The sequence below is a fragment of the Exiguobacterium sp. N5 genome (genome assembly GCF_025842465.1).
Lineage (GTDB): Bacteria > Bacillota > Bacilli > Exiguobacteriales > Exiguobacteriaceae > Exiguobacterium > Exiguobacterium profundum.
Map to the genome: position 1 here is coordinate 80,896 of NZ_JAPAEP010000002.1, position 17,467 is coordinate 98,362.

Genomic DNA, 17,467 nt, shown 5'->3' on the forward strand with positions numbered 1-17,467 from the left:
TCTAACTACTAATGAATGAAATAGAAAGAAGTGTTTGAACATGAAGACAAGCTCGCTCAGTCGAAGCGACTGGACTTTAGTTTTATCCCTATCCTTATTAACCTTCGTTCTCGGAACGAGTGAATTTGTCATCGTCGGCATTTTGCCTGATATCGCAAGCGGTCTATCCATTTCCATCGCGACAGCAGGAAGTCTCGTATCGGCATTCGCCATCAGCTTTGCCGTCGGCACGCCAATCACGATGTCCTTGACGAGCCATCTTCCAAAACGTAAATTGATGCTCGGCTTGACGATTCTCTTCACCGTCCTGAACTTATTAAGCAGTCTCGCTCCCATGTATGAGTGGTTACTCGTCTTGCGCATGCTGACGGCTGTCGTCACAGGTGTCTTAATTTCGCTTGCCATGCTCGTCGCTAGCGAGAGCGTCCCTCCGGCAAAACGGGGTGTGGCCGTGTCCTTTATTTTCGGTGGCTTTACAATGGCGAACGTGTTCGGGGTTCCGATCGGAACGTTCATCGGACAACAGGCAGGATGGGAGTCCACGTTTTGGTTGACGACTCTGCTCGGTGCAGTCGCCTGGATTGCCATTTATCGTGTCTTGCCGAATCAATTGTCTCAAGAAAAAGCATCACTCCGTGAACAAATGGCACTCCTGACGAATCCGCGTATCTTGATCGCCTTCTTGATTCCGGCGTTCGGTTTCGGGGCGACGTATGTCATATATACGTATCTCGTGCCGATTTTAAAAGATGTCCTCGGCGTCCCGGTCGCTTGGGTCAGTCCGATTTTATTCGCCTACGGATTCATCTCGATCTTCAGTAATATCGCTGCCGGAAAGATCGCCAGTCACAATCCGATCGGACGCTTACGGTTCGTCTTTCTCGTCCAGGCATTCGTCCTGGCCGCGTTATTCGTGACGACGTCGAATGTGACGCTCGGTCTCCTCAATATCGCCCTCATGTCGTTCATGGCGATTTTATTGACGACATCGACTCAGATTTATTTGATCGATTTGGCGGAGAAGTTCAATCCGAACGCCAAAGGTCTCGCCTCATCACTTATGCCTGTGGCGAGTAACGTCGGAATCGGACTTGGTTCCGCTCTTGGTGGTGTCGTCTACGCGACGAGCCCTATCATGACGCTCGCGCTCGTCGGTGGTTTGGTCGCCCTCGTCACAGCCGGGTTGACCGCAGTCAGTTATTCACTCGATCAACGCTAAAACGTGCGCACCTCGATGAAGGTGCGCACGTTTTTTATAACCATTCGAGAATTGCTGATAGGACTTCGTCGAGTTGTTCTTTCGATGTGAGCGGACTTTCCTGATCGCCTTTTTGTTGACCATACATTCCGAAGTTGGCATGATTCCCGCCTTCGATTTGTACGAATTGACTATCGGCAGGTAGGTCGCTTCGACTCGCCTCGATGTCTTCCGGGACAGCCAATCCATCCAACTCACCCGAGATGGATAGCACGCGTAAGTCACTATCGACCATCGAGCTGATCGGATATGATGCGAGGAAAATGACACCTTCTACCGACTCTTGATGCTCAAGCGCGTAACCCGACGCCGCCGAACCTCCGAGTGAATGACCGGCTACGATCCAGCGTTCAATCTCCGGATGTGCCTCGATGATTGGATCGGCTGCGTCGATATCTAAAATGCCTAAGTTGAGTCGAAGCGACGGAATGGCGACGAAATACCCTTCCTCGGCTAAACGTGTTCCATAATACGCATACGCCTCTTTCTCCACTTTCGCCCCTGGATAAAGAATGATTCCGACCTCACTCGTCGGATCTCCAAACTCGAGACGGTTGTCGACCACTTTCCCCTCTTCGGCATACCGTGTCGCTTCATCGGTCGGTTCGTACGTGAACTGCGTCCAAATTAAAAAGCCTGCTACCGCGATGATTAGCAATCCTATGATTGAGAGTGCGGTCCACTTGAAGAATTTCTTCATTATATAGCCTCCATTTGCATCCACTTCATCATAACGTTACACTAATAAGAAAAAGCATGATCAGGGGGACACCATGACCAGAAGTAATGTAACCACGACGATTCAGTGGTTTATTTTTATTTTAGCTACAAATATTGTACCACCACTCTCCATCGCCGCCTTGTTTGAACTGTCGCCAGATGAGACGATGACCTTCATCTCCCGCTCACTCTTCATCTTCGCACTCTTCAGCATCATCCAAACGTTGCTCGGCCATCGCCTCCCGATACTCGAAGGACCTGCCGGCATTTGGTGGGGTGTCTTCACTTTATACGCTTCCATCGGTCCCGCTCTATACGGAAGTCAGCAAGAGACCTTGCAAGCACTCGGATTCATGCTGTTTTTGAGTGGAATCCTTGGTGTGTTGTTGACCGTCACTGGTATCTTAAGACGCATGCTCGCCCTGTTTACACCGCAAGTGCTCGGCGTCTATATGATTTTGCTCGTCCTTCAATTATCAGGGGCCGTCATTAAAGGTGGCTTTGGGGTGACGGAAGACGGAATCAACGTCGTTCAGGCAGTGGCGACGGCAGGTCTCGTCTTGTTCGCACTCACGCTCGAGCAAAGTCGCTTTAAACAATATGGACTCGTCATGACGCTATTCGTCGGGTTCGGCTTGTTCCATTTACTCGACCTTGGAAATCCAATCGTTCGTTCGGAATCTTTCTTCCTCGTACCGGAGCTTCTTCCGTTCGGAAATTGGGTGTGGGATTGGAACTTGTTGCCGACGGCTTTCGTCATCACCCTACTTCTCATGACGAACGTCCTTGCGAACATCAAGTTGATTGAGCGCATCGTCAGTTCTCGCGAAAAACGAGAAATCAAAGGAAACGTTCCTGCATCAGGTGTCGCCAGTGGCGTCAGTCAAATCGTGGCTGGTCTGTTCGGCACACCGGGTCCTGTCGCCATCTCCGGGACAGCTGGTTTTCTCTCTTCGACGGAGAGCGTCCAGCGTACCCCGCATTTGATTGCCCACGCCCTCATGATGTCGTTAGCACTCATCGGTCCATTCGTCTCGTTGATTGCGAGCATCCCGGCCGCTGTCGGTTATGCAATCGTGACACCGCTCATTGCAACGATGATCATCATCGGAATCAATGAGGCGGCCTTTGAATTGAAGCAGTCCACCGCATCTCTCACGGTCGGACTCCCGCTCGTCATCGGTGCCGGGGCGATGCTTCTGCCACCCGGATCAATGAATGAGTTACCACCGCTTCTTGCGACCGTCTTCTCTAACGGACTCGTCCTCGGGACGATTGTCGCCTTAACAACTGCCATCTTAAGTAAAATCAAGGATTGAAAAAAGAACTGGCCATATCGGTCAGTTCTTTTTACGTACATGCATATGGTAACGGGCATCGTGCGGTAAAACAGCGCCTTCTTCTTGTTCGAAATGCGCACGGTCTTTCCAATAACGAACGACTGACGAAGTATCACGATGCAGGGCGCGTTGTAGCGCTTGTTTTGCCGTGACAGGCGTTTCGTCATCGTTTTTCAATTCAAGTCCCATCAGTTTATAACCGATTGTTTGTCCACCTCGACTCATTTGCCAGGCTTCCATGGCATATGTCAGTAGTGTCGGTGTGATGACCGCATGCACAAACTCGTTCTTAACTTTCTTTCGCACGAGCTGTTCCACGCCAACGCTGACGAGACCTGCAATGACACTGTCAATCATGACTGCTTTGGTTCGCTTTTTTGTCAATGGATTCATCGGCTCATCCTCTGCATCATCCCTGACGTCAACACTTCGATTCCTTCGCCTTCTTCAGACGCCATAATCAAGGCACGAGCGACATGCAACGCTTGAATCGGTGCGACTTCCGGTGTCTTCTCAAGCAAGATTGACTGGAACGGTCGACTGATGACCTCGGCCGCCTTCTCCCCGAAGCGGAATGAATCACGCTCTCCGAGTAACAGAGAAGGACGGGCGATAATCAAGTGATGGAAGTTGAAAATACGTAACGCGTTCTCAAGCTCCCCTTTCACACGGTTGTAAAAGAAAGTCGAACGCAATGATGCGCCTTGTGCCGATACGACCGCATAGCGCGTCGCACCGTGTGCCTTGGCGACACGGGCGACTTCAAGTGGTAATTCTAAATCAACTTGTTTGAACGCTTCTTGCGAGCCAGCTACCGCAATCGTTGTGCCGAGCGCACAGTACACGTCGTCGATCTGTGGAAGGGATGAATCCATCTCCTCGAAACCGAGGATCTCATGTAACTTCGGATGACTCCAACGCTTCGAGCGACGGACAACGATCCAGACCGCATCATAACGATCACTCTCTAACAACTGTTCAACCAATTCGCGGCCAATCAAGCCAGTCGCGCCTACAACAAGTGCAGTTTTCCCCATTCGTGACTCCTCCTAGACTACTATTTCCTTCAGTCTAGCTGACTTGCCGTTCCTCGGCAATGATTGTCCCGGGACGGAATCGGTCCATCATACGGAAAAATCCGTTCAATGCGAGCGCCGTGAATGAGCCTGCCACGATAGCACTGTCCGTGAACAACTGCAGCCACTCCGGCATGTTTGCGACGATGGCTGGATTGGCGGTAATACCGAGCCCAACACCGATTGAGAGCGCAATGGTAATCAAGTTCTCGTTTTTCGAAAAGTCGACTTGACTGAGGATACGAATGCCAGAAGCAGCGACCGTTCCGAACATGACGAGCATCGCTCCCCCAAGCACAGGCTTCGGAATCAATGTCGTGAACGTAGCGACTTTCGGGAGGAATCCGAGCAAGATGAGCAATCCGCCTGTCCAAAAGATGACGCGACGCGATTTCACACCTGACAATTGAACGAGTCCAACGTTTTGACTGAACGTCGTGTACGGGAAACTGTTGAAAATCCCTCCGAGAATCGTTGCGACGCCTTCCGCACGATACCCTTTCGTCAATTCTTTCGCACCGATTGGTTGTTTCGTGATATCGCTGAGCGCCAAGAACACCCCCGTCGATTCAATCATCGAGATGATGGCGACGAGCGTCATGACGAGGATGGCAGACACGTCAAATGTCGGCATCCCAAAGTAGAAAGGCTGGACCATTTGGAACCAACTCGCTTCACGGACAGGACTGAAATCGACGAGACCGAGCGAAGCAGCAACCCCCGTTCCGATGAGTACGGCAAAGAGTACGGCAGCGGCACGCGTGAAGACGGTCCCGACACGGTTCAAGACGAGAATGAGTAAAATCGTTAAGCCACCTAATCCGAGATTCTGCATCGATGCGAACCCTGGTTCACCCGGCATCCCGCCACCGATATCATTGACGGCGACCGGAATCAGCGAGAGACCGATGATCGTCACGACCGAACCGAGCACGACCGGTGGAAAGAAGCGCGCAAGTTTCCCGACAAATCCAGAAATGAGGATGACAATGAGACCGCTCGCAATCAACGCGCCATAAATGGCAGTGATCCCGTTCGCGCTTCCGATGGCGATCATCGGACCGACCGCCGTGAACGTGCATCCGAGGACGACCGGCAATCCGACACCCGTAAAGCGTGTCGTCCATACTTGTAATAACGTCGCCACACCACACATGAATAAATCAATTGCGACGAGATAGGCGAGTTCGGTTGGACCAAGCCCGATGGCACCCCCGACGATGAGCGGAACGATTGCCGCTCCCGTGTACATCGCGAGTAGATGCTGGAATCCTAGACTAGCTGTCTTGAACGTATTCATCGAACGACCTCCACGAACGAGATATGGTCTTTCTCTAATTTCGCAATGCGTGCCAACGATTCGACGCGATAGCCACGCTCGATCAATTTATCGCGCCCTGGTTGGAATGACTTTTCGATGACAATCCCAACGCCTGCGACCTCTGCACCTGCCGCTTCTACGAGTTGTGTCAGTCCGAGTGCCGCTTCCCCATTCGCGAGGAAGTCATCGATGACAAGAACACGTTCGCCTGGTAAGACGAAGCGTCGGCTCAAGCTGATGCGGTTCGTCTCTTGTTTTGTGAACGAATAAACGTCCGCTTCCACGAGGTCGTCTTGGAGTGTCAGCGATTTTCGTTTACGCGCGAATACGAACGGGATGCCCATCTCAAGCGCCGTCATCATCGCCGGCGCAATCCCACTCGATTCCAGTGTGACGATGCGGTCGATGTTGGCGTCTTTGAAACGTTCTGCGAATTCTTTACCGATGCCTTTCATGAGTACCGGGTCGACCTGATGATTCAAGAAAGCGTCGACTTTCAACACTTGGTCGGAAAGGGCCCGACCTTCTTCACGGATTTTGTCTTCTAACTGCTTCATTGTTTTCCCTCCAATAAAAAATGCGATTCGTCACCCCTCATCGGGAGGCAACGAACCGCATGGAAATCAACGATAGCATACGACAAGCGCCACCCGTAGTCGAACCATTTACGGTAGTTCGGTAGAGACTTGCGGACCATATTTCCGCTGATATACGAGTGCGAATCTATTTATATAAGATAGACCTTATTGTAGACGAGCTGACGAGAAATGCAATAGGTTGGAATCAAACGGTGAAATGTTCGATTTTTCTGAAACTGCTGTATACTGTAGATATTGGATATGAGAGAGGAGCCTTGCCCTTATGAAGTTATTCGTATTAGGCGCAACCGGTCGGACCGGACATCAATTCATCGATCAAGCCATCGAGCACGGTCATGATGTCACCGCGTTCGTCCGTGAACAGAAAAAGTTGATCCGGACGCCACAACTCGAAATCATTGAAGGCGACTTATATGATGTCGACGCATTGACGGAAGCGATGCATGGTCACGATGCGGTCGTCAGTTGTCTCGGAACGGATTTGAGCGACCCAGACTTTTTAGCGAGTGTCACGGACAAGCTTGTCCCTGCGATGAAGGCAAACAATGTTTCACGTATCATCTATCTCGCTTCAGCGGGAATCGACAATGAGATTCCGGGCCTTGCAGGGAAAGCCATTACGTTCATGCTCCGGAAACCGCTCCGTGATCATCGGGCAGCCGTGGACTTATGGCGAAATTCGTCATTCGATTATACGATTGTACGACCGATGCAATTGACGGACGGTCCTCGCACCTCGACATATCGCACGGCCATCGATGAAGTGCCAGAGAACGGGAAGCACATCTCACGGGCAGACGTCGCCCAGTTCATGCTTCATACGATTGAAGAACAGGAACACGTACGAGAGTCGGTCGGACTGGCGTACTAATTTGATTCAATTCATGCTACAATATCGGGTAGTTTACTTTGAAAGGAACGAAAACGAATTATGAGTATATTAACGGTACAAAACTTGAGCCACGGCTTTGGTGACCGCGCTATTTTGAACGATGTCTCTTTCCGCCTCTTAAAAGGGGAGCATATCGGTCTCGTTGGAGCGAACGGTGAAGGAAAATCGACGTTCATGAACATCATCACGCGCAAGCTGCAACCGGATGAAGGGAAAATCGAATGGGCGAAAAACGTCCGTGTCGGTTACCTCGATCAACACGCGGTACTTGAGCGCGGGATGACGATTCGGGACGTCTTGAAAGGTGCCTTCCAATACCTGATTGACATGGAGACGCGCATCGGCGAACTCTACATGGAGATGGGCGACGCGACACCGGAACAGATGGAAGACATGCTCGCAGAGGTCGGTGAGCTTCAAGAAACGCTCGACTCGAACGACTTTTATATCATCGACGCGAAAGTAGAAGAAGTCGCACGCGGTCTCGGTATTTTAGACGTTGGTCTCGACCGTGACGTCACGGACTTGTCAGGTGGACAGCGTACGAAAGTATTGCTCGCAAAATTACTTTTAGAGAAGCCAGATATCTTGCTCCTCGATGAGCCGACCAACTATTTGGATGAAGTGCATATCGAGTGGTTGAAACGCTATCTTCAAAACTATGACAATGCCTTCATCTTGATCTCCCACGATATCCCGTTCTTAAATAGTGTCATCAACTTGGTCTACCATATGGAAAACCAAGAGTTGAACCGCTATGTCGGAGACTATGACAAGTTCATGGAAGTGTACGAGATGAAGCGTTCGCAACTTGAAGCCGCCTACAAGCGTCAACAGGCCGAGATCGCGGATTTGAAAGACTTTGTTGCACGAAACAAGGCCCGTGTGTCGACACGAAATATGGCAATGTCACGTCAGAAGAAACTCGATAAGATGGATGTCATCGAATTGAGCGCGGAACGTCCAAAACCAGAATTCCGCTTCTTGCAGGCACGTACATCGGGACGCCTCATCTTTGATGCGAAAGGTCTCGTCATCGGATACGATGAGCCACTCTCACGTCCGCTCGACCTTCAGATGGAGCGCGGTCAAAAGATTGCCCTCGTCGGAGCGAACGGAATCGGGAAGACGACGCTCTTGAAGAGTTTGCTCGGCTTGATCAACCCGCTTGAAGGGACAGTCGAACGTGGTGAGTTCCTCGAAATGGGTTACTTCGAGCAGGAAGCAGCATCAAGCAGTAACACGTGTATCGAAGAGATTTGGAGCGAATTCCCGTCACTCAACCAACAACAGGTGCGCGCGATGCTCGCGAAATGTGGTCTCATGACGAAGCACATTGAAAGTAAAATCTCTGTCCTCAGTGGTGGGGAAAAGGCGAAAGTACGTCTTTGCAAACTCTTAAACAACGAAACGAACTTGCTCTTACTCGATGAGCCGACGAACCACTTGGACGTCGACGCGAAGGAAGAGTTGAAGCGTGCGTTGAAAGAGTACAAAGGAAGCGTCCTCCTCATCAGTCACGAACCAGAATTCTATGAGGATATCGTCACAGACGTCTGGAACTGTGAATCGTGGACGACGAAAGTATTCTAATTCAGTAAAGGACGTGTCGTATGGCTGGCCCAATTCAAACGAATGAACGGATTATCTTGTATGACATTATCCGAGGGTTTGCCCTCTGCGGCATTTTCCTCGTCAATATCCCGAGTATGCTCGGGAGCGACTGGATGTCCGGTCGTCCCGACTATTACGGGAGCGACCTGTTCGTTCGCACCCTCTTCGACTTGTTCGTGCAAACGAAGTTTTATACGATTTTCTCCCTCCTATTTGGGATCGGCTTTTCGATTTTCCTCGAGCGCTCATACGCCCGAGGTGAATCGGTCAGTCGTTACATACGCCGGATTTTGATTCTCTTCTTGTTCGGTCTGGCACACCTGGCGATTTGGTCAGGGGATATCCTCCATACGTACGCCATGTGGGGCTTATTGCTTCCTCTCTTTTACGGATTGAGTAACCGTGCGATTTTGACGTGGGCATGGAGTTTATTGATTGGGAGCTTTTTACTGTTCTATGTGTCATCCATGTACTTAGAATTGTCGCTCGGATTTAGGTTTAATGGGGATCCTTTCCCGGCCGTCTTCAATTCTGGATTCGGCCCATGGTTCGACTATCGCCTAGATGAAGAGATTTTTGACATGTTCCAAAACTCATTTTTTGTCGGGGTTGAAATTCTAAGTCTGTTCTTGTTCGGTCTTTATATCGGACGGGAACGAAAACTCCTCACTTGGAGCATCCAAGGACTGACGCAGACAGCTATCATCTGTACGGTAACCGCCCTACCGTTCTTCGCAGTCATTATTTGGCATCACTACGGTAGCGGTGCCGAATATTCGGCGACGAACTCTGCGGCCGTTCTCGTCTCCGGAAAACTGCTTGCCACGACTTACGTCTGCCTATTCACCATCGCCGTTCGAAAAGGTCGGACGTTCGCCCCGCTTCAAGCACTCGGTCGAATGGCACTCACGAACTATCTGACACATACGTTGATCATTGTCTTGCCAGTGATCGCACTCGGGGCGTACGGGGCGCTTTCCTTAACCGAAGGTCTATTCCTCAGCATCGCCATTTTGATTGCGCAGTCGTTTTTCTCGATGTGGTGGCTAAAGACTCACCGTTACGGACCGTTTGAGAAACTATGGCGTCTCGGAACATACGGACGACAAACAAAATCATCCTAAGATCGGACTTCATTGTCCGGTCTTTTTTAAACAAAAACTGCAGACGTATTAACGTCTGCAGTCCCGCTCGAGGCCGCGGCTTCGAGTTTTTATTTTGTTGCCGCTTCAGTTAAGAATGGCACGATTTGCTTCTTACGCGAGACGACGCCAGGAAGTGTCGCCAATCCGTTTTGAAGCGTCACGTTGAACGCTTGTTCGAAGAGTTCTGGTTTTGGTCCGACAACGACGGCTTCCGAATCGTTCGTCAAAATGTTCGTGATGGCGAATACGAACAAGTCCAAGTTTTTCGCTGCAACCGTTTTGGCGATTGCGGCTTCAACTTCCGCTTTCCGGTTCAAGACATCGTTCGCATCGACCGTGTTCACTTGTGCGATTTCGACACGATAGTCGCCCATCGCGAATTCTTTCGCATCGAGTGAGATGAGCTCTTCAATCGTTTTTTGGCTAAGGTCCGCACCGGCTTTGAGCATCTCAAGTCCGTATACTTCCGCATCGACGCCAGCGATCTCCGCAAGTTCTTTCGCTGCTTTGATGTCTTCATCTGTGCATGTCGGTGATTTGAAGAGAAGCGAATCCGAGATGATGGCTGACAGCATCAAGCCGGCCATATCCGCAGCAATTTCGACACCATGCTCTTTATACAACTTCAACAAAATTGTTGCCGTACACCCGACTGGCTCCGCACGATAGTAGAGCGGGTCTGCCGTTTGGAAGTTTGCGATACGGTGGTGGTCGATGACTTCAAGGATTCGCACATCTTCAATGCCATCCGCACTTTGCTGGAACTCGTTATGGTCGACCAAGATGACTTCTTCCGCCTCACCTTTCACACTTTCAATCAAGCGTGGTGCTTTCACACGGAAGTGATCGAGCGCATATTGTGTTTCACCGTTCACTTCACCGAGACGAACCGCCTCTGCGTCCATCCCTAATTTCTTTTTCAACTCGGCATAGGCGAGCGCTGACGTGATTGTGTCGGTATCTGGATTTTTATGTCCAAAGACTAGTACTGTACTCATGTCTCATTCTCCTCACTAAATAGTTTTCCCTTATCCATTATAACGCCCACGGCATTTCTTTCAATTCCCAAACAAAAAGAGCCGTGTCTCGGCTCTTATGCTTGTTCATCTTCATCTGTCTCTTCGAGGTCAGAATGATCTCCTTTTGAATCTTCTTCATGGGAGATGTCCGGCTGATCTCGCTTCAACTTTTCTTTTTCTTCTTGTTCACGCTTTTCTTTGTCTGACATATGGTGTCATCCTTTCGAAAATCCGACTTATCGTAATCTGTTCCCCTAGCTCGATTTCGTCAAACGACATTTCATCAAACGTAAACAAACTGAAACGTCAGGCCTGCACGAAGACGATTTCTTCTCCGCGGAGCTCGACCTTCACGTCTTGTCCTTGGAATAACCATTCGTCTTGTTCTGCCACAACGAAGCGAATCCCATCTGCCTCTGTCTCAACAGCAGCATTGTTCACATCTTCTGTGATGACCCCGACAGAAAAACCGTGCGTCAAGTCTGTCGAACCCCCATATTTTGCAAACAAACGAACCGTTTGACCTGCTTCAACTTCCATCTCTTGTTTGAACCATTGGAGCGCTTCTTCTGTTACTTGAATCTTCATAACATCTCCTCCTCTCGACTACTCCTTTCATTCTAAACGTTTCAAAAGAGTCGAGCGAGGAAGTTGCCTAAAGTGTTGTGCCAACTTGATAGCTCACCGTCATGCCATGCGTTTCCGGTTGAGCACCGTTCATCTCAGCGAGCGTCGTTTCAAATAAGCGTCGCCCGATTTCTTCATTCGGTGAGAGCATCGTCGACAGTCCGAATGCATGACCGATCGGATGTCCGTCAAAGCCTAGCATGGCGACTTCCTGAGGAATCTTGATGTCTCGCCGTTGCATCTCTCCTAAAAATCCGAGGGCGACATAATCAGACGAGAAAAAGAGCGCTCGAGGACGCTCTTTTTGAGAGAGGAACGCTTCAGCTAACCGAATGCCGTCCTCACTCGTCAAATAGCCGGTCCAAATCCATTGCTGACGCGCATGCTCTACTTCATCGAAATAGGCTTGCTGACGCGCAAGGGAGCTCGGACTATGGCTTCTTGACAAGATGATTCCAATCTCTTCATATCCATGTTCCTTCAAGACATGAATACCTGATACGAACGACGCGTAATGATCGACATGGATGGACGAAATCGTCTCCGGTGCACCGACGGTCGCCACAGCGATTGGCCCGTACGCGCGGTATGCCTCCATTTCCTTAAAGGACATCTCGTGAGACAAGACAATCGCCCCATCGACTTCACGATGCTTCAATAAATTGAGTGCTTGTCGTTCCTCGCTCAATTTATACTCCGTCTGCCACATGACGAGCCGATAATCGTGCTCGAGCGCCGCCTTGGCGAGTCCATTGACGAAGAGACCGTAATACGGGTGATCCATATAAGGTAGGATCACGACAATTCGTTGCGTCTTCCCTGTCGACAACGTTAACGCCTGTTGATTCCGCAAATACCCGAGTTCTTTCATCGCTTCATGAACACGGGTCCGTTTTTCTTTCGATACGTACGGATGCTCGTTCAGGACGCGTGAGACCGTCGTCACCGAAACGTCAGCGTGCTTTGCGATATCTCGAATGTTTGCCATTCATCTCACCTCAACTTGTCAGTCTTTGCATATAGTGTACCCACTCTGCTTGCTGACTGTCACCTCTTTCGACGACTTGACAACGAATCGCTTGAACGAGACGGAAGCGCTCTTCTAACGGCAGATGAAGAAACTCTTCACGGAAACGGGTACACAACATTTTTCCAAACGGTGTATACAACTGATTGATGACGAGCTCGTATACGATTCCACTGCACCATGTCTTCCACGTTGTCGGTTTCATATCGGTTCCCCTCCCTTTGTCTATACCGTATCTTCTGAAACGCGTTTCAGAGCAAGCATCTTTTTAAAAAAAGTTTATTTCCGAACATTATTTGTCTTCAAATTTCATTTTTCATGTTTTTTACTCAAAACAATTGACGGGAATCAAACATTTTTGTATAGTCATCAAGTTGAAAACGTTAATTTAAGCATTTTCCTCAATCAATGTTCGGAAATAGACTGAAATAAGGAGTTTTATCGATGAATATCTTTCAATTGAAACAACATGGAACGAATGTTAAACAAGAAGTGACTGCTGGGATCACAACGTTCGTGACGATGGCGTACATCTCTGTCGTCAACCCGGCGATTCTATCTGATGCTGGGATCCCATTCGCACAAGCTTTCACGGCGACAATCATTGCCATCCTCATCGGAACTGGCTTGATGGCGTTTTATGCGAACTTACCAATCGCCGTGGCGCCAGGAATGGGGCTCAACGCATTTTTTGCTTACACGCTCGTCGCCCAAGAACAGATTGCGCCGTCTGCCGCGCTCGGTGTTGTCTTCGTCTCGTCCGTCTTCTTCTTGATTTTGTCGCTCTCTCCAATTCGGACGAAGTTGATTCAAGCGATTCCAACTTCGTTGAAGCATGCCATCACGACCGGGATCGGTCTTTTCATCGCTTCACTCGGATTAAAATTATCAGGCTTAATTGTTGCTGATGAAGCGAACTTGGTACGTCTCGGTGACGTGTCTTCTCCAGAAGTACTACTTGTACTCGGTGGTTTGATCGTCTCGGCACTCCTCTTTTCACGAAACGTACCCGGTTCTTTACTCATCGGGATGGTACTCACGGGGATTGCAGCATACTTCATGGATATCTTAAAAATCGATGGTGTCACGGCGATGCCAACACTTCCGGAAGGACTCATGATCAACCCCGTGACGGCATTTAGTGATGTCATTCAATATGGTTTGTTCGGTGCTGTCCTCTCGTTCTTCCTCGTCACGCTTTTTGATACGACAGGTACGCTTGTCGGTGTCGGAAAACAGGCAGGTCTCTTAAAAGAAGATGGAACAATTGAGAATGGTCACCGTGCACTCTTTGCCGATTCACTTGCCACAATGGGTGGATCACTCGTCGGAACGAGCCCGTCTACGGCATACATCGAGTCTGCTGCCGGTGTCGCGCAAGGTGGACGTACAGGGCTCACAACGGCCGTCGTCGCCGGATTGTTCGGATTGACACTCTTCTTCAGCCCACTTATCGGCGCCATCTCTGGCGTTGCGGCGATTACGGCTCCTGCACTCATCATCGTCGGGGCACTCATGTTGACGAACGTCCGGTACATCGACTGGAGCGACTTCAGCGAATACTTCCCCGCGTTCATGACGATTTTGATCATGCCTTTGTCAGGAAGCATCGAACGCGGAATCGCCTTCGGGTTCATCTTGTACCCGATCTTCAAAGCAATGAACAAAGAGACGGTTCACCCGCTCATCTATTTGTTCGGCGCACTCTTCATCTTGGAAATGTTCTTCCTATAAGTTAGACAGAAGATCCTCGTCATGTGTCGAGGATTTTTTTCTGTTATACGTACTTCCTACCTGTTTTATATCAGAAACGAGATGAATATCGGTTCAGTGAGATACGTTATCAATTAGACAGGATTTTACAAATAAATCAGTTTTTCTCCCCATTTTTCTGTCACTTTCCTACGCTTTATGAAATAATGACGTTGAAATCGTTATCATCAGAAGAAAGAAGGAATGGCTATGCCGAATGTAGCTTTATTCGTCACTTGTTTATCTGATACGTTGTTTCCATCCGTCGGACAAGCGACAGTCGAACTACTCGAACATTTAGGGTGCGAAGTGACTTTCCCCTTTGAGCAGACATGCTGTGGGCAGCCTGCCTACAACAGCGGCTATCATGAGGAGACGAAAAAGGTTGCCAAGCACATGATTGAAACATTTGAACAAGCAGATGCAGAATATATCGTCGGACCATCGGGGTCGTGTGTCATGATGATGCGCGACTACCCTCATTTGTTCCAAGATGATCCAGTATGGGGTCCTCGCGCTGAAGCGCACGCCGCCAAAACGTTCGAACTGACGCAGTTCATCGTCGATGTGCTCGAAGTCACAGATGTCGGTGCCAAGTTTCCCGCCAAAGCGACCTATCACGCGTCTTGTCATATGACTCGCCTCCTCGGAATCGAAGCGGCTCCCGGTAAGTTGCTCGGAAACGTCGATGGACTGACGATGGTTCCCCTCGCGAACGTACATAACTGTTGTGGGTTCGGCGGGACGTTCTCCGTCAAGATGCCAGACGTGTCGGTACAAATGGTAGATGAAAAAGTCGATTCCATCTTACAGTCAGGCGCAGAGGTGTTGATCGGAGCGGATGCGTCATGTCTGATGAACATCGGCGGACGTCTTCATAAACAGGGACATCCGATTAAAGTGATGCATATTGCCGAAGTCTTGAACGAAGGAGTGAAGCAAGCATGAGCATGGGGATTCGATTGGATGAGAAGTTTCAAGATCGACGAAAAGATGGAATCGAAGATGCGTTCATGCGGCAGGCCGTCAGTTCGGCTCAAAACCGTCTACGGGATGGCCGGTTAAATGCTGCAGGTGAACTCGGGGACTGGGAATCGTTTCGCGACCATTCGGAAGAAATTCGTCAACATGTGCTGGAACATCTGGATTATTACTTATATCAATTGAGCGAGAATGTCTCAAAACGTGGTGGAAGCGTCTTTTTCGCGGAGACACCGGAAGAAGCGAACCGCTACATCCGGGAAGTCGTTCGGTCGAAGCAAGCCAAACATGTCGTGAAATCGAAATCGATGGTCACGGAAGAAATCGGCTTGAACGAAGCACTTCAGGAAGAAGGATGTACCGTCGTCGAGTCCGACCTTGGGGAATGGATTTTGCAACTCGACGAAGACCCACCGTCTCACATTGTCGCCCCGGCTCTGCATAAAGACCGCGACGCTGTGCATGAGACGTTCACTGCCCACGGCTACAGCGGGTCGAACGATCCGACTGAACTTGGACGCTATGCACGACAAGAACTACGGAAAGACTTTTTGAAGGCAGAAGTCGGCATCACCGGCTGTAATTTCGCCATCGCAGAGAGTGGAGCCGTCGGGCTTGTGACCAACGAAGGGAACGGACGCATGGTGACGTCGCTTCCTGATACGGTCATCTCTGTCATGGGCATGGAACGCGTCGTCCCGTCTTATGAAGAGTTCGAGGTGCTCGTCAACATGCTTTGTCGAAGCGCGGTCGGTCAGCGACTCACGTCATACATCACGACGTTCGCCGGGACGCGCGCGGTCGGTGAAGTCGATGGACCAGAAGAGTTCCATCTTGTCATCGTCGACAACAAGCGTTCTGGTATTCTCGGGACACAGTTCCAATCGGTGTTGCAATGCATCCGCTGCGCGGCCTGTATCAACGTCTGTCCCGTCTATCGCCATATCGGTGGTCACGCGTACGGGTCAATCTATCCAGGTCCGATTGGTGCCGTCTTGGCTCCGCTTCTTGACGGATACGAGAACTATAAAGAACTCCCCTATGCGTCGAGTCTCTGTGGCGCCTGTACGGAGGCGTGTCCTGTAAAGATTCCGCTGCATGAGCTGTTGATTGAACATCGACGCGTCATCGTAGAGGAGAAAAAGCAATCACCTTTCGTGGAGCGGATTGCGATGAAAGGATTTGCCGTCACGGCTTCGAGTCCATTCTTATTCGAAGCAGCGGAACATGTCGCACCGTTTGCGACATCACCGTTCGCCACCTCGGGTCAGATTGAGAAAGGGCTACCGGCTTGGACGGACTCGAAAGACTTGCCGCAGCCGAACAAACAGACCGTCCGAGATTGGTTCAAGAAACGGGGGAATGCCTGATGAATCCTGGTACAATCACAAACCGTGAGGACTTTCTACAACGAATCGCCAAGCAACTCGGTCGTGAGGTCAAGCTCACGCCGCCAAAACGGGAATATACACATCGTCCGCAAGATGAGGTGTTGAAAGGCGCGAGTGAAGAAGAGCTGCTCGAGACGTTCCGCATGGTCGCGACCCGAATCCATACCGATTTGGTGGAATGTGAATCTGCGAAGCTTGATGATACGCTTCGCCTCTTGATTGAACGCTATCATGGCGCACGGATTCTCGCAGAAAACGATGAGCGAATTTCCGCTTGGGCACCTGCAACAAGTGAGACGTTTGATTGGTGGGATTCGTCACAACCCGAAGCGAGTCGAGAGCTGGCCATTCGAGCGGACATTGGCATCACGATTGCGGATGCGGCATTTGCGGAAAGTGCGACAATCGTCCAATATGCGAAGCCTGGTAGATCACGGACAATCAGTCTGTTACCGCAAGACCATATTGCAATCATCCCGAAATCTGTCCTTGTTCCACGTATGACGCAAACGGCACAACAACTTGCCACACTCGACCGAGACGGTCTCCATTCCCCGAACGGTGTCAATTTCATCTCTGGTCCCTCGAACTCGGCCGACATCGAGATGAACCTCATCGTCGGCGTTCATGGTCCTGTTCGAGTCGCCTATGTGTTGGTACATGATTTATAAGTATAGCCCCTCCATCGATCGATGGAGGGGCTAT

At 50.1% G+C, this 17,467-nt stretch carries 19 protein-coding genes and 1 riboswitch; of the genes, 9 read left to right on the forward strand and 10 right to left on the reverse strand.

All coding sequences use genetic code 11. The features are described 5' to 3' along the window. Positions 1-40: 40 nt before the first annotated feature. Positions 41-1,219, forward strand: coding sequence for an MFS transporter (locus OKS35_RS11260; protein ID WP_214685104.1), 1,179 nt, complete (start codon positions 41-43; stop codon positions 1,217-1,219). Positions 1,220-1,253: 34 nt separating this feature from the next. Here OKS35_RS11260 and OKS35_RS11265 read toward each other — a convergent pair whose 3' ends face one another. Then, positions 1,254-1,958, reverse strand: a complete 705-nt coding sequence (locus OKS35_RS11265) for an alpha/beta hydrolase (RefSeq protein ID WP_264093100.1) — start codon at positions 1,956-1,958, stop codon at positions 1,254-1,256. A 73-nt stretch (positions 1,959-2,031) separates the two neighbouring features. Here OKS35_RS11265 and OKS35_RS11270 point away from each other — a divergent pair, with 73 nt between their 5' ends. Beyond that, positions 2,032-3,297 (forward strand): purine/pyrimidine permease, encoded by a 1,266-nt coding sequence (locus OKS35_RS11270; protein WP_214691322.1) that lies wholly within the window; start codon positions 2,032-2,034, stop codon positions 3,295-3,297. A gap of 21 nt (positions 3,298-3,318) precedes the next feature. Here OKS35_RS11270 and OKS35_RS11275 read toward each other — a convergent pair whose 3' ends face one another. The 4 genes from OKS35_RS11275 to OKS35_RS11290 are packed head-to-tail and all read right to left on the reverse strand — an operon-like array spanning position 3,319 to position 6,272. Continuing rightward, entirely contained in the window at positions 3,319-3,711 is a 393-nt protein-coding gene (locus OKS35_RS11275) for an RDD family protein (RefSeq protein WP_264093101.1), read from the reverse strand. Further along, the gene (locus OKS35_RS11280) at positions 3,708-4,355 is read right to left on the reverse strand and encodes an NAD-dependent epimerase/dehydratase family protein (protein ID WP_264093102.1); all 648 of its coding nucleotides are present in this window, start codon (positions 4,353-4,355) and stop codon (positions 3,708-3,710) included. Before OKS35_RS11280 ends, OKS35_RS11275 begins: the two co-directional genes overlap by 4 nt. A 34-nt stretch (positions 4,356-4,389) precedes the next feature. After that, the gene (locus tag OKS35_RS11285; RefSeq protein WP_264093103.1) at positions 4,390-5,694 is read right to left on the reverse strand and encodes a nucleobase:cation symporter-2 family protein; all 1,305 of its coding nucleotides are present in this window, start codon (positions 5,692-5,694) and stop codon (positions 4,390-4,392) included. Continuing rightward, positions 5,691-6,272, reverse strand: coding sequence for a xanthine phosphoribosyltransferase (locus OKS35_RS11290; protein ID WP_196430328.1), 582 nt, complete (start codon positions 6,270-6,272; stop codon positions 5,691-5,693). Before OKS35_RS11290 ends, OKS35_RS11285 begins: the two co-directional genes overlap by 4 nt. A gap of 76 nt (positions 6,273-6,348) precedes the next feature. Then, positions 6,349-6,450: riboswitch (purine riboswitch) on the reverse strand. A 126-nt stretch (positions 6,451-6,576) separates the two neighbouring features. On the opposite strand from OKS35_RS11290, the gene OKS35_RS11295 reads away from it, so the two are divergent. From OKS35_RS11295 to OKS35_RS11305, 3 genes are read left to right on the forward strand one after another with little or no spacing between them, the layout of a single operon-like run. Beyond that, the gene (locus OKS35_RS11295; RefSeq protein ID WP_074034983.1) at positions 6,577-7,185 is read left to right on the forward strand and encodes an NAD(P)-dependent oxidoreductase; all 609 of its coding nucleotides are present in this window, start codon (positions 6,577-6,579) and stop codon (positions 7,183-7,185) included. A 60-nt stretch (positions 7,186-7,245) separates the two neighbouring features. Then, positions 7,246-8,799, forward strand: a complete 1,554-nt coding sequence (locus OKS35_RS11300) for an ABC-F family ATP-binding cassette domain-containing protein (protein WP_264093104.1) — start codon at positions 7,246-7,248, stop codon at positions 8,797-8,799. A gap of 20 nt (positions 8,800-8,819) precedes the next feature. After that, positions 8,820-9,944, forward strand: a complete 1,125-nt coding sequence (locus tag OKS35_RS11305) for a DUF418 domain-containing protein (protein WP_214784284.1) — start codon at positions 8,820-8,822, stop codon at positions 9,942-9,944. An 89-nt stretch (positions 9,945-10,033) separates the two neighbouring features. Here OKS35_RS11305 and OKS35_RS11310 read toward each other — a convergent pair whose 3' ends face one another. The 5 genes from OKS35_RS11310 to OKS35_RS11330 all read right to left on the reverse strand — a co-directional run bounded on the left by OKS35_RS11310 (position 10,034) and on the right by OKS35_RS11330 (position 12,843). Beyond that, on the reverse strand, positions 10,034-10,963 hold the full coding sequence (locus OKS35_RS11310; RefSeq protein ID WP_074034988.1) for a manganese-dependent inorganic pyrophosphatase: 930 nt from the start codon (positions 10,961-10,963) through the stop codon (positions 10,034-10,036). 95 nt (positions 10,964-11,058) lie between these two features. Then, positions 11,059-11,193: a hypothetical protein gene (locus OKS35_RS11315; RefSeq protein ID WP_015880450.1), complete on the reverse strand. Its 135-nt coding sequence runs from the start codon at positions 11,191-11,193 to the stop codon at positions 11,059-11,061. Positions 11,194-11,290: 97 nt separating this feature from the next. Then, on the reverse strand, positions 11,291-11,572 hold the full coding sequence (locus OKS35_RS11320) for a HesB/YadR/YfhF family protein (RefSeq protein WP_159563320.1): 282 nt from the start codon (positions 11,570-11,572) through the stop codon (positions 11,291-11,293). Between the two features lie 67 nt (positions 11,573-11,639). Next, complete coding sequence (locus tag OKS35_RS11325) at positions 11,640-12,599, reverse strand: LacI family DNA-binding transcriptional regulator (RefSeq protein ID WP_159563319.1); 960 nt, start codon at positions 12,597-12,599, stop codon at positions 11,640-11,642. 10 nt (positions 12,600-12,609) lie between these two features. Next, complete coding sequence (locus OKS35_RS11330) at positions 12,610-12,843, reverse strand: hypothetical protein (protein WP_026824564.1); 234 nt, start codon at positions 12,841-12,843, stop codon at positions 12,610-12,612. A gap of 245 nt (positions 12,844-13,088) precedes the next feature. Here OKS35_RS11330 and OKS35_RS11335 point away from each other — a divergent pair, with 245 nt between their 5' ends. From OKS35_RS11335 to OKS35_RS11350, 4 genes are all read left to right on the forward strand, one after another. Next, a complete protein-coding gene (locus OKS35_RS11335) occupies positions 13,089-14,372 on the forward strand; it encodes an NCS2 family permease (RefSeq protein WP_264093170.1) in 1,284 nt (427 codons plus the stop codon). A gap of 228 nt (positions 14,373-14,600) precedes the next feature. Continuing rightward, positions 14,601-15,338: a (Fe-S)-binding protein gene (locus OKS35_RS11340; protein WP_074034994.1), complete on the forward strand. Its 738-nt coding sequence runs from the start codon at positions 14,601-14,603 to the stop codon at positions 15,336-15,338. 2 nt (positions 15,339-15,340) lie between these two features. After that, on the forward strand, positions 15,341-16,741 hold the full coding sequence (locus tag OKS35_RS11345) for a LutB/LldF family L-lactate oxidation iron-sulfur protein (protein ID WP_318841973.1): 1,401 nt from the start codon (positions 15,341-15,343) through the stop codon (positions 16,739-16,741). Next, positions 16,741-17,433 carry a LutC/YkgG family protein gene (locus OKS35_RS11350; RefSeq protein ID WP_074034997.1) on the forward strand — a complete coding sequence of 231 codons (693 nt, stop codon included), beginning with the start codon at positions 16,741-16,743 and terminating at the stop codon, positions 17,431-17,433. Before OKS35_RS11345 ends, OKS35_RS11350 begins: the two co-directional genes overlap by 1 nt. Positions 17,434-17,467 lie beyond the last annotated feature (34 nt).

What these genes read in the sequence shown, in the direction of transcription:
- OKS35_RS11260 (WP_214685104.1), top strand. Translation starts at nt 41, where the DNA reads ATGAAGACAAGCTCGCTCAGTCGAAGCGACTGGACTTTAGTTTTATCC.
- OKS35_RS11265 (WP_264093100.1), bottom strand. Translation starts at nt 1,958, where the DNA reads ATGAAGAAATTCTTCAAGTGGACCGCACTCTCAATCATAGGATTGCTA.
- OKS35_RS11270 (WP_214691322.1), top strand. Translation starts at nt 2,032, where the DNA reads ATGACCAGAAGTAATGTAACCACGACGATTCAGTGGTTTATTTTTATT.
- OKS35_RS11275 (WP_264093101.1), bottom strand. Translation starts at nt 3,711, where the DNA reads ATGAATCCATTGACAAAAAAGCGAACCAAAGCAGTCATGATTGACAGT.
- OKS35_RS11280 (WP_264093102.1), bottom strand. Translation starts at nt 4,355, where the DNA reads ATGGGGAAAACTGCACTTGTTGTAGGCGCGACTGGCTTGATTGGCCGC.
- OKS35_RS11285 (WP_264093103.1), bottom strand. Translation starts at nt 5,694, where the DNA reads ATGAATACGTTCAAGACAGCTAGTCTAGGATTCCAGCATCTACTCGCG.
- OKS35_RS11290 (WP_196430328.1), bottom strand. Translation starts at nt 6,272, where the DNA reads ATGAAGCAGTTAGAAGACAAAATCCGTGAAGAAGGTCGGGCCCTTTCC.
- OKS35_RS11295 (WP_074034983.1), top strand. Translation starts at nt 6,577, where the DNA reads ATGAAGTTATTCGTATTAGGCGCAACCGGTCGGACCGGACATCAATTC.
- OKS35_RS11300 (WP_264093104.1), top strand. Translation starts at nt 7,246, where the DNA reads ATGAGTATATTAACGGTACAAAACTTGAGCCACGGCTTTGGTGACCGC.
- OKS35_RS11305 (WP_214784284.1), top strand. Translation starts at nt 8,820, where the DNA reads ATGGCTGGCCCAATTCAAACGAATGAACGGATTATCTTGTATGACATT.
- OKS35_RS11310 (WP_074034988.1), bottom strand. Translation starts at nt 10,963, where the DNA reads ATGAGTACAGTACTAGTCTTTGGACATAAAAATCCAGATACCGACACA.
- OKS35_RS11315 (WP_015880450.1), bottom strand. Translation starts at nt 11,193, where the DNA reads ATGTCAGACAAAGAAAAGCGTGAACAAGAAGAAAAAGAAAAGTTGAAG.
- OKS35_RS11320 (WP_159563320.1), bottom strand. Translation starts at nt 11,572, where the DNA reads ATGAAGATTCAAGTAACAGAAGAAGCGCTCCAATGGTTCAAACAAGAG.
- OKS35_RS11325 (WP_159563319.1), bottom strand. Translation starts at nt 12,599, where the DNA reads ATGGCAAACATTCGAGATATCGCAAAGCACGCTGACGTTTCGGTGACG.
- OKS35_RS11330 (WP_026824564.1), bottom strand. Translation starts at nt 12,843, where the DNA reads ATGAAACCGACAACGTGGAAGACATGGTGCAGTGGAATCGTATACGAG.
- OKS35_RS11340 (WP_074034994.1), top strand. Translation starts at nt 14,601, where the DNA reads ATGCCGAATGTAGCTTTATTCGTCACTTGTTTATCTGATACGTTGTTT.
- OKS35_RS11345 (WP_318841973.1), top strand. Translation starts at nt 15,341, where the DNA reads ATGGGGATTCGATTGGATGAGAAGTTTCAAGATCGACGAAAAGATGGA.
- OKS35_RS11350 (WP_074034997.1), top strand. Translation starts at nt 16,741, where the DNA reads ATGAATCCTGGTACAATCACAAACCGTGAGGACTTTCTACAACGAATC.